The following is a 10,864-nucleotide window of genomic DNA, read 5'->3' as shown; positions in this document are numbered from 1 at the left end:
CGCTATAGACATAGAAAAAGCGGGCGGTTTGCAATAAACCGCCCGCTTTTTTGTGTTTTGTGTGTGTGACTTAAAGCGTTGCGATAAAGTGATCTATGCCCGCTTGAGCGACCTCACGGTCCTGTGCAGGTGTGCCAGATGACACGCCAATGCCACCCACAACATCACCGTCGACACTCACGGGAAGACCGCCACCGACGACCATCAAGCGTCCACCAATCGCGGAGTCTATGCCGTATGTTGGCCCTCCCGGTTGGCTGATCGCGCCGTAGTCATGGGTCGCCTTTTTCGCCGCAGAGGCCGTAAAGCTTTTGTCGATTGCGATGGTGATTGAGGTCACCTTGCCACCGTCCATACGCTCGAATGCAATCAGATTGCCGCCCTCATCGGTGATCGCGATGCACATCGGCACGTTGATCTCGTCTGCCTTGGCGCGTGCCCCCTCCAAGAGGAGGCGCGCATCGTTTAAATCCAGTCGTTTGATTAGTTGCATGTGTATGTCTCCGGCCTGAACATGGTTTATTTCGCGGCTTGCTTCACACTCAAACGCGCTTTGTAAAGAAGCGGTTCGGTGTAGCCCGAGGGTTGTGCAATCCCCTCAATAACCAATGCGCGGGCCGCGTTGAACGCCGCACCATCGAATGCCGGAGCCATCGGACTATACGCCGCATCACCCGCATTTTGCGCATCAACCTTTGGGGCCATGCGGCGGAACGCAGCCTCGACTTGGTCTTTTGTGCAAATGCCGTGCTCGACCCAGTTTGCGAGATATTGTGCGGAAATCCGCAGCGTGGCGCGGTCTTCCATGAGGGCCACATCGTCGATATCGGGCACTTTCGAGCAACCGATACCTTGATCAACCCAACGCACCACATATCCGAGAATAGATTGACAGGCGTTTTCCAATTCGCGTGTCACTTCCTCGTCGGACACATTGCGCCCGATCATCACTGGCGGTGTCAAAAGGGCGTCGAGCGAAGCATGGGGCCGCGCGCGCAGATCATTTTGAACATCCGTCACATTCACGTGGTGGTAATGTGTGGCGTGCAGCGTGGCAGCCGTAGGCGAGGGCACCCACGCGGTATTTGCACCGGCTTTCGGGTGGCCGATCTTGGCCTGTAGCATGTCCGCCATATCATCGGGGCGCGCCCACATGCCTTTGCCGATTTGTGCCTGACCGGTGAAGCCTGCGGCCAGACCGGTGTCGACATTGCCGTTTTCATAGGCGCCGAGCCATGCACTTTGTGCCATCTCGCCACGTGGAATGACCGGACCCGCCTGCATCATGGTGTGGATTTCATCGCCGGTCCGATCAAGGAAGCCTGTGTTGATAAACACGCAGCGGGTTTTAACGGCATTGATACAGGCCGCAAGGTTGGCCGAGGTCCGGCGTTCTTCGTCCATGATCCCCAGTTTGACCGTGTTGCGGGGCAGGCCAAGCATATCTTCGACGCGACCGTAGAGCGTGTTGGCAAAGGCCACCTCTTCGGGTCCGTGCATTTTCGGCTTTACGACATAGACCGACCCTGCACGCGAGTTGCGCAGGCCGTCCGTTTTGGTCAGGTCATGCATGGCACAGGCCACGGTGATCACCGCGTCCATGATGCCTTCGGGGGTTTCTTCGCCGTTCCACATAATTGCATTGTTGGTCATCAGGTGACCCACGTTGCGCACCAGCACCAACGCGCGACCAGGATGAGTGACGCCCGCGCCATCGGGGGCTGTGTAGGTCACATCGTCGTTCAAACGACGCGTCATGACCTTGCCGCCCTTATTGAAGCTCTCTTGCAGAGTGCCTTTCATCAGGCCGAGCCAGTTGGCGTAGACCACACATTTGTCTTCGGCATCGACCGCAGCCACGGAATCTTCGCAGTCCTGAATAGCCGTAAGAGCACTTTCCAAACGGATATCGGAAATGCCCGCGGGGTCCGTTGCGCCAATTGCGCTGTCGCGGTTGATTTTGATCTCGATGAGAAGGCCGTTGACGCGCAACATGACATCGCCGTTGTCACGGTAGCCTGCATAGTGATCCGCATTGGCCAGTGTGGTTGCGCCATCACCAAGGGTGATCGACAAAGTTTCACCAGCCTCTACGGCCTGAACATCCGCCCACGATCCGTTTGCCAATGGAGCAACCTGATCCAGATGGGCGCGCGCCCATGCCACGACCTGTGCGCCACGTGCCGCATCATAGCCTTTGCCTGATGGAGCGCCCTCAATCGCATCTGTGCCATAGAGCGCATCATAGAGCGATCCCCAACGCGCATTGGCCGCGTTCAACGCAAATCGCGCATTCATCACAGGCACAACAAGCTGCGGTCCCGCAACAGTTGCGATCTCCGGATCGACGTTCTCGACGTTGATCTCGAAGGGGGCCGGTGCGGGTTGAATATAGCCGATCTCACGCAAGTACGAATTTGCGGCCTCAACATCAAAGGTCTGACCTTTGTGCGAGGTATACCACGCATCGATCTGCGATTGCAGCTCATCACGTTTCGCCAGAAGGGCGCGATTTTCTGGCACCAGATCCTTGAGAAGCGCAACATATCCATCCCAAAAGTGATCGGCATCAATTCCGAGCAGGATTTCGTTTTCAATGAGCGCCGCCAGATCGGCAGAAACATCGATTTCGGATCTTTTTACATATGACATAGCGAACTCCATTTTTTTTAATTTGTAGACCGAGGCAGGGGAAGATGTTAATCAGTGTGAAAATAATTTTCACGATGCGGAAAATGTGAATGAAGCAGAAAATCGGAAATGTGCAATCTGTTCAGCGCGCCATGACGCTGCTCAAGCTGTTGGCCGCGTCTGACGAGGGGCGGCGCGTGAGCGACCTTGCAAAGGAATCCGAGCTTGCGGTGTCCACGGCGCACCGGCTTTTGACAACGCTCGAGGATGAAAATTTCGCCTACTTTGATCCCGAACGCACCCTTTGGCATGTCGGTCGCGCGGCGTATTCGGTCGGATCGGCCTATGTGCAAAAATACAATTTCGTCACACCTGCGTTGCCGTACCTGCGCAAACTGCGCGATGAAACCCGCGAAACCGCGAACCTCGGCATTCTGGATGGTGAGCAAATTGTTACGATTTCTCAAGTGGAAAGCCGTGAGATTGTACGTGCAATATCCCCAACGGGCGGGCGTGTTCCGGCCTTTTGCTCAGGGATGGGAAAAGCCATTCTTGCGACATGGTGCGATGGTCAAATTGAACGGTTTGCGTTGCAGGCAGGGTTTCATCCGATGACGCCGCGCTCGCACCGCAATCTCGAAACGCTGATGACCGAAATTCGCCACATCCGCGAGGTCGGGTATGCGGTTGATGACGAGGAGCACGCGTCCGGTTTGCGCTGTGTGGCGGGTGTTGTTTTGTCTCGGGCGGGGGATGCCGTGTGTGCCATATCTGTTTCGGCCTTGTCCTCGCGTCTGTCCGGTGAGCGGATCAACGAGGTGGGTGTTCGGATAAAAGGAATGGCTCAGTCATTAACAGACACGCTATCTGGAGCTGCATAAAGTGCTCATTTTCCACATTGTGGAATAGTTCGTCATCTGGTCTAGTGTAAGCCAATGACGAGCAGTCGCCCCCCATAAGATTTGTTTTGGGCGCTGCTCAAATGATCGTGGGGATGGATCAAGCCCCGTCAAAGGTTCAGGTGCATCCCGTCGCTCAGCCGTGAGCGGCAACAGACCAATAGGGGGATGGCATGAAGGGTGCATTGATCGGCTGCGGGTTTTTCGCGCAAAATCAACTTCACGCATGGCGAGATATAGACGGGGTCGACATCGTTGCGCTGTGTGACCAAAACGCAGAGCGATTGGGGCAAAGTGCGGGTGATTTTGGCATTGAGAGGACATATGCCGATGCCGCAGACATGTTTGCGGCGGGCGGTTTCGATTTTGTCGATATCGCGACCACTGCACCGTCCCATTTGCCCTTGGTCAAAATGGCAACTGATGCGGGTGTGCACATCATTTGTCAAAAGCCATTTGCACAAAACCTCCCCGATGCACGCGCGATGGTCGCCGCCGCCCACAGCGCGAATAAGACGCTCATGGTGCACGAAAACTTTCGCTGGCAGTCGCCTATTCAGGCGGCCCTAAAGGCCGTGAAATCCGGTGCGATCGGGGATCCGTTCTTTGGACGGTTCAGTTTCAGGTCTGGTTATGATGTGTTTTCCGGCCAACCCTATCTGGCCGAAGGGGCGCGGTTTATCATCGAAGATCTCGGCATTCATATCCTCGACATTGCGCGCGCGTTTTTGGGGGATGTCAGCCAGATGTCCGCCACCACGCAACGGGTAAATCCCAACATAAAGGGCGAAGATGTCGCCACTATGCTGCTCACGCATCACGGCGCCACAAGTGTGGTCGATTGTTCCTATGCAACGCGCCGTTCCCCCGAGACGTTCCCACAAACCCTGCTTGAAATTGACGGAACGGACGGCACGCTGCGTCTGGATGCAGGGTATAAGCTGACGATAAGTGGCGCGCAAACCGTGGTGCGCGATGTCTCGCCGCCCGTTTTGTCGTGGGCGCAAACGCCGTGGCACAACATTCAGGAAAGCGTATTGGCGATTCAGCAGCATTTTGTCGATTGTGTCGCAAGCGGGCGAACACCACAGACATCTGGCGCGGACAACTTGCAGACACTTGCACTGGTTGAGGCCGCCTATCTCTCGGCAGCAGAAGGGCGGACTGTCTCGCCGCGCGCGCTGTGAGCGACTATAAAGACCTTTACGGCACGCAGCACCGCGTGCCTGCGGCGACATCGCGGGTCGTGGGGCCGTGGTCGTTCACAATAGATGGCGGCACGTTGCGCCATGTGAACTTTAAGGGCGTTGAGGCCATCCGGAGCATCGCGTTTCTGGTCCGTGATCGTGATTGGGGCACGTTGTCACCGCGCCTTGAGAGCGAGGTTGATACGCGAGGCGACGATCACTTGCACATCTCATATAGGCTGACCTTTGATAGCGGCGAGGCACGCCTTGTCGTCGATGTTATCATTGATGCGACACCCGATGCCTTGTCGATGTCGGCGCGTGCCACCTCGAGCGGCGCGTTTGAGACCAATCGTGCGGGCTTTACCGTGTTGCATCCCATTGAGGGGGTCGCGGGGCAGGCGGTTCTGGTCGGCCATAGTGATGGAACCGTTGAGGCGTCGCAGTTCCCCCTTTTGATCGATCCGTGGCAGCCGTTTATGGACATCACATCGCTGTCTCATAACGTGGGCGATCATAGTGTGACGTGCCAGTTTTCGGGCGACACATTTGAAATGGAAGATCAGCGGCAATGGGGCGACGCCTCGTTCAAAACCTATAATCGGCCTTTGGCCGAACCGTGGCCCTATGTGTTGAATGACGCGGATACGTTGGCGCAATCGGTCGTATTGACGCCCGGGGATGCGATTTGCGCCCGCCCGCCAACCCCACCTGTGGCCGCCAGACCGGCCAATTTTCCCGATATGGCTCTGGTTTTAACCCCTGACGAGGCGGTCAAGTTGGCTGGGGCACACGGTACTGTGGCCACCGTCAATCCACAACGGTTGCTCTGTCACGTTGATATGGACATCGGGCGTCTGGATTGGCAATTTCAAGCATTCGCGGCCGTGCAGGCCGCGTTGCCAGATATCCTCTTTGATCTAGAACTTATCCTATCTTGCACGGGGGCGCCCGCCACAGAACTGGCTGAAATCGCTGCGCGCATGCAGGCGGCGCGATTTACGCCTGATAGCATCCTCGTTTGTCCATCCGTGGATCGCCAATCCACACCGCCAGGCTCGGATTGGCCTGACTGCCCGCCGCTCACCGATATTCACAATGCTGCCGCACAGACCTTTCCTGATGTGATCCGTGGGGGCGGTATGGTCAGCTTTTTCCCTGAATTAAATCGCAAGCGACCCCCGATAGACACATTGGGGTTTGTGAGCCACGGGTTGTGCCCGATTGTGCATGCGGCTGATGATGTGTCCGTGATGGAGACGTTAGAGGCAATCGCGCATATCACACGGTCCGCACGCGCAATCTTTGGCGATTTGCCCTACCGGATTGGGCCTGCGACGATTGCGATGCGCCAGAACCCATACGGCAATCGTACGATCGCAAACCCTGATGGAGCGCGCATTTGCATGACGGACGATGACCCGCGTCATCGCGGGGCATTTGGTGCAGCTTACGTGATTGGCCTTGCCACAGCTCTCGCTCCTGCAAATATCTGTGTGTGGACGCCTGCGGCGGTGTTCGGGCCGCGAGGCATGTCCGAGATGTGGCCCATTGTGAACGCCCTGCGCGTATTGGCGTCTCTTGCGGGGCAACCTGTGAAACGCGCACAGATCACCAATGGCAGGGCCGAGCTATGTGTGGGAGAGGTCACGATCATCGCCAATCTCACACCGCATCCACAGGGCGAACTTGGCCCGTTTGATTGGCGTGTCGGGCGGTAGGCTCGTCAGTGCACGTATGGCAATGCGCCTATTGTCACCGCGCTCATGTGCAAAGCGGGCAGGGATGGGCGGTGCCATCGGCACCAGTCGTTAAGGCCTCCCCGCGTCAATTGATGCGCAACGCGGGGAGGGTGGTTTTACTTATGCCAGTTGATCAAAGCGATCAGCATTCATGACTTTTGTCCAAGCGGCGACAAAATCGTTCACGAACTTCTCTTCATTGTCATCTTGGGCATAGACTTCGGCGTAAGACCGCAGGATCGAATTTGAGCCAAACACCAAATCCATCCGTGTTGCTGTCCATTTTACCGCGCCTGATGTGCGGTCGCGGACTTCGTAGGTCGTGCGGTCGACAGGGTGCCACGAGTTGGACATATCGGTCAGGTTGACAAAGAAATCATTGGTCAACGCGCCGACCCGATCGGTGAACACGCCATGCTGTGTTCCGCCGTGGTTGGTGCCCATTGCCCGCATACCGCCCACAAGGACAGTCATCTCAACAGCGGTCAAACCCATCAATTGCGTGCGATCAAGCATCAGCTCCTCAGGGCTCACAACATAGTCTTTCTTCAACCAGTTGCGGTAGCCGTCAGCCAAAGGCTCAAGCGGATCAAAAGATGCGGCATCTGTCATCTCGTCTGTCGCGTCTCCACGTCCGGGCATGAACGGAACAGTGACGTCAAAACCTGCCGCTTTGGCTGCGTTTTCGACGCCGAGGTTGCCGGCCAGAACGATCACATCAGCCACGCTTGCGCCCGTCTCGGAGGCGATGCCTTCCAAAACGTTTAGGACTTTGGCCAATTGTGCAGGCTCGTTGCCCTCCCAATCTTTTTGAGGTACAAGACGGATGCGCGCGCCATTGGCACCGCCGCGCATGTCAGAGCCGCGATAGGTGCGCGCACTGTCCCAAGCTGTCGACACCATCTCGGCCAGTGTCAGACCACTGTTGGCGATCAGTGCCTTTACATCCGCCACGTCATAAGACGTGCTGCCTGCGGGGATCGGATCTTGCCAGATCAGATCCTCTTGCGGCACATCGGGGCCGATGTAGCGGGATTTTGGCCCCATATCGCGGTGGGTCAGTTTGAACCACGCCCGCGCGAACGTGTCGGAGAAGTGATCAAAGTCCGCCATGAACTTTTCACAAATCTCGCGGTAGATCGGGTCGATCTTCATCGCCATGTCGGCATCGGTCATGATCGGGTTGTGGCGGATCGATGGGTCAGAGGCGTCGACGGGCTTGTCTTCTTCCTTGATGTCGATCGGCTCCCATTGCCACGCGCCGGCGGGGCTTTTCTTGAGCTCCCACTCGTAGCCGAACAGCAACTTGAAATAGCCCATGTCCCATTTGGTCGGGTTCGTGGTCCATGCGCCTTCGATACCACTGCTGATGGCGTCACTGGCTTTTTTGGTGCCTTTTGGATTGCTCCAGCCAAAGCCCTGCTCCTCGACACTACCGGCCTCGGGTTCCGCACCCAAGGTGGACGCATCGCCATTGCCGTGACATTTGCCAACGGTGTGACCGCCAACCGTCAATGCAACGGTCTCTTCGTCGTTCATTGCCATGCGGGCAAAGGTTTCACGCACATGTAATGCGGTTTTCAGCGGATCAGGCTTGCCGTTCACGCCCTCTGGGTTCACGTAGATCAGACCCATCTGCACCGCAGCGAGCGGGTTTTCCATTGTCGCAGGGTTTTCCAGATCGCCGTAGCGCCCATCACTATCGGCTAGCCATTCTTTTTCGGCCCCCCAATAGGTGTCGATTTCAGGATGCCAAACATCCGTGCGCCCAAAGGCGAACCCGAACGTCTTGAGACCCATCGATTCATAGGCAATGTTGCCCGCGAGGATCATAAGGTCAGCCCAGCTTAGCTTGTTGCCGTATTTCTTTTTGATCGGCCAAAGCAAACGGCGCGCTTTATCAAGGCTGACGTTATCGGGCCACGAGTTCAGCGGCGCAAAGCGTTGCGTGCCCGTTCCGCCGCCACCGCGACCGTCCTCAAGGCGGTAAGTTCCCGCCGAGTGCCACGCCATGCGGATCATAAAGCCACCATAGTGACCCCAATCGGCAGGCCACCAGTCCTGACTGTCGGTCATCAGCGCGTGCAGGTCCGCTTTCACGGCCGCTACATCAAGGCCTTCGACCTCTTTGCGGTAGTCAAAATCTGCGCCAAGCGGATTGGTTTTGGTATCATGCTGGTGCAGGATGTCGAGGTTTAGCGCATTCGGCCACCATGCCATCACAGACGAGCTTGTCGCGGTATTTCCGCCGTGCATCACCGGACACTTGCCGCCTGTCCCTGTATCATTTCCGTCCATCTGTATCTCCCATCAAAGTTTCGCGTGTCTATCTATGACGACCTGCCGCCCTGTCCGTTCATGTTCAGGACATGCCCCCGTCACATCGGGACAAGGACCACGGCGCTCGTCGTCACTCAGTCACGGTTCTATCCGATTCACATCATTAATTAAAATTGCATTTTTAAATAACTATGATAATCACAGCCTATGATAGATATTACAATCAAGCACCTGCGCTACTTTGAGGCCTTGGCCAGACACCGCCATTTTGGCCGCGCTGCCGATGATTGCGGCATTTCACAACCTGCGCTGTCGGTGCAGATCAAAACACTCGAGGACATGCTCGGAACGCCACTTGTCGAACGCGGGCCAAAGCAGCTCCGCCTGACGGGCTATGGTGAGGTATTTCTTGAGCGTGCGCGCGAAATTCTTAAATCCGTGAACGAGCTTGGCGATCTCGCCCGCGCGTCACATAGCCCACTGATCGGAAGGTTGCGGTTTGGCGTCATACCTACCGTTGCGCCATACTTTTTACCGCAGTTCATTAAATGCCTCGCCAAAGACTACGCAGGGCTAGACCCGCGTCCCCGCGAAGCAAAGACGTCAAAGCTCATCGACGGTCTTTTGGGCGGCCAACTCGATACCGCGATTGTCGCATTGCCTGTGTCTGAGCCGTCCTTGCACGAAGAAACATTGTTCGCCGAGGATTTCGTTCTGGTCAGACCACTGAGCGATGCGGACAAGCCTGTGCCCAATGCCAAGCTGTTGCGCGAAATGCGGTTGCTTTTGTTGGAGGAGGGGCATTGTTTTCGCGATCAGGCGCTGTCGTTTTGTACCGCGTCATCGACATTGCCGCGCGACTTGATGGAGGGCAGTTCCTTGTCCACACTGGTTCAGATGGTCGGCGCCGGAATTGGCGTCACCTTGATCCCCGACATGGCCGTCCCGATAGAGACCCGCTCAGCGTCCGTGTCTGTCGCGCGCTTGGAGCATCCTCGCCCGTCTCGGACCATCGGGATGGTTTGGCGCAAGACTACACCCTTGTCGGATCAACTCAAACACATCGCACAAACCGTCCGCGCCTCCCTATAAACTGCACAAGGTGTTGGACAGGATCAGGGGCGGGTTGATGCCGCTCCCTTACAAGTGATCTCGCCATAGACCGTTCGCCGAGTGATTAACCCGCCTCGCACCGAATTCGGATGCGTCCGAAACTGTCGCTGATCACTTCGCTCATGTCGGCGTGGGCTGTGATTGCTTCGCCGCGTGCAATGGCGATTGCGATGTTTCGGTGTTTGCGCGCCACGTCAATTTTGCTTTGTGGAAATGCGTCATTCGCTTCGGTCATGAACAGCGAATAGAGCGCAGTTTGCACAGTGTCCCCCAAGGAATGTAGAAAGCGTAAATACAGATTGAGGATCACAGCCAGATACAGCCAGCCCTCGCGGGTTCAAACTTAGCTGGTATCACCTGCCCATTGACGTAGACTGGCCTGCTGCCGTTGGCTGGCCATAATATTGTTTGCAAAAGAACGCCCTGACCCTCGTGTGAAAGTATTTCGTATCTATATTTTGTATGTCAGAGGACTGGGACAACAATTTAATCACGACACATTTATTTCTGGTATACGGAGACAGACCTATGGCTAATTTCAAGACAATTCGCGCTATCCTCGCTGTGGTGGGCGTCCTGACCATCTCTGCATGTGTCGAAGCAAATCCGCAGATCATCGCGATGCCTGATACAGCACCTCATACTGCCGTAGACGCCGTATCAACGCAGTCCAAAGCCTATTGATGTTGTGCAGCTACGTGACGCGTATTTCGCGTCGAACCCTGGTTCGGATCGCTTGAAGATGGAAGGTTATGCCCCTGGAAACTTCTCCCTCAACGCGGATGGCACAGGCACCTTCTACTCCACGGCAGCGCGCCACATCACCTATACTAGACCGATCACCATCAATGGCAACAGCTTTTGCCTGCCTAAAATTAACAACTGGAGCGGATCTTGCGTGTCCCTGACAGAGCAGCCGGACGGCAAAATCAAAGTCACGTACAAACACGGCAATAACTTTGGTGGTAATTACATCGTGCGTAATTTCAGCCTGTAATATCTAAGGTGATAG

10 protein-coding genes are annotated in these 10,864 nt (G+C 56.1%); 6 read left to right on the top strand and 4 right to left on the bottom strand.

The window, feature by feature from the left end; genetic code table 11:
* Positions 1-70: 70 nt before the first annotated feature.
* Positions 71-493 carry a GlcG/HbpS family heme-binding protein gene (locus IMCC12053_RS01890; protein ID WP_062215203.1) on the bottom strand — a complete coding sequence of 141 codons (423 nt, stop codon included), beginning with the start codon at positions 491-493 and terminating at the stop codon, positions 71-73.
* 26 nt (positions 494-519) lie between these two features.
* Positions 520-2,652, bottom strand: coding sequence for a malate synthase G (locus tag IMCC12053_RS01885; RefSeq protein ID WP_062215200.1), 2,133 nt, complete (start codon positions 2,650-2,652; stop codon positions 520-522).
* A gap of 89 nt (positions 2,653-2,741) precedes the next feature.
* Between IMCC12053_RS01885 and IMCC12053_RS01880 the strand changes: the two genes are divergently transcribed.
* The 3 genes from IMCC12053_RS01880 (at position 2,742) to IMCC12053_RS01870 (ending at position 6,438) form a co-directional block, all read left to right on the top strand.
* Positions 2,742-3,512 (top strand): IclR family transcriptional regulator, encoded by a 771-nt coding sequence (locus IMCC12053_RS01880; RefSeq protein ID WP_062215196.1) that lies wholly within the window; start codon positions 2,742-2,744, stop codon positions 3,510-3,512.
* A 191-nt stretch (positions 3,513-3,703) separates the two neighbouring features.
* Complete coding sequence (locus IMCC12053_RS01875; RefSeq protein WP_062215193.1) at positions 3,704-4,717, top strand: Gfo/Idh/MocA family protein; 1,014 nt, start codon at positions 3,704-3,706, stop codon at positions 4,715-4,717.
* Positions 4,714-6,438, top strand: coding sequence for a D-apionate lactonase family protein (locus IMCC12053_RS01870; RefSeq protein ID WP_062215190.1), 1,725 nt, complete (start codon positions 4,714-4,716; stop codon positions 6,436-6,438). Before IMCC12053_RS01875 ends, IMCC12053_RS01870 begins: the two co-directional genes overlap by 4 nt.
* Before the next feature lie 141 nt (positions 6,439-6,579).
* Here the strand turns inward: IMCC12053_RS01870 and katG are convergent, their stop codons facing one another.
* Complete coding sequence (gene katG, locus IMCC12053_RS01865) at positions 6,580-8,757, bottom strand: catalase/peroxidase HPI (protein WP_062215187.1); 2,178 nt, start codon at positions 8,755-8,757, stop codon at positions 6,580-6,582.
* Between the two features lie 189 nt (positions 8,758-8,946).
* Between katG and IMCC12053_RS01860 the strand changes: the two genes are divergently transcribed.
* Positions 8,947-9,831 (top strand): hydrogen peroxide-inducible genes activator, encoded by an 885-nt coding sequence (locus IMCC12053_RS01860; RefSeq protein ID WP_062215184.1) that lies wholly within the window; start codon positions 8,947-8,949, stop codon positions 9,829-9,831.
* An 85-nt stretch (positions 9,832-9,916) separates the two neighbouring features.
* Here the strand turns inward: IMCC12053_RS01860 and IMCC12053_RS01855 are convergent, their stop codons facing one another.
* Positions 9,917-10,162, bottom strand: coding sequence for a hypothetical protein (locus tag IMCC12053_RS01855; protein ID WP_143089983.1), 246 nt, complete (start codon positions 10,160-10,162; stop codon positions 9,917-9,919).
* A 218-nt stretch (positions 10,163-10,380) separates the two neighbouring features.
* Here IMCC12053_RS01855 and IMCC12053_RS15680 point away from each other — a divergent pair, with 218 nt between their 5' ends.
* Together IMCC12053_RS15680 and IMCC12053_RS01850 are read left to right on the top strand one after the other, a co-directional pair.
* On the top strand, positions 10,381-10,536 hold the full coding sequence (locus tag IMCC12053_RS15680) for a hypothetical protein (protein WP_156320726.1): 156 nt from the start codon (positions 10,381-10,383) through the stop codon (positions 10,534-10,536).
* Positions 10,537-10,540: 4 nt separating this feature from the next.
* Positions 10,541-10,849, top strand: a complete 309-nt coding sequence (locus IMCC12053_RS01850; protein WP_156320725.1) for a hypothetical protein — start codon at positions 10,541-10,543, stop codon at positions 10,847-10,849.
* The last annotated feature ends 15 nt before the right edge of the window (positions 10,850-10,864 follow it).

The organism is Celeribacter marinus, from assembly GCF_001308265.1.
GTDB lineage: Bacteria > Pseudomonadota > Alphaproteobacteria > Rhodobacterales > Rhodobacteraceae > Celeribacter > Celeribacter marinus.
This window is presented reverse-complemented; position numbering and strand designations above follow the sequence as displayed.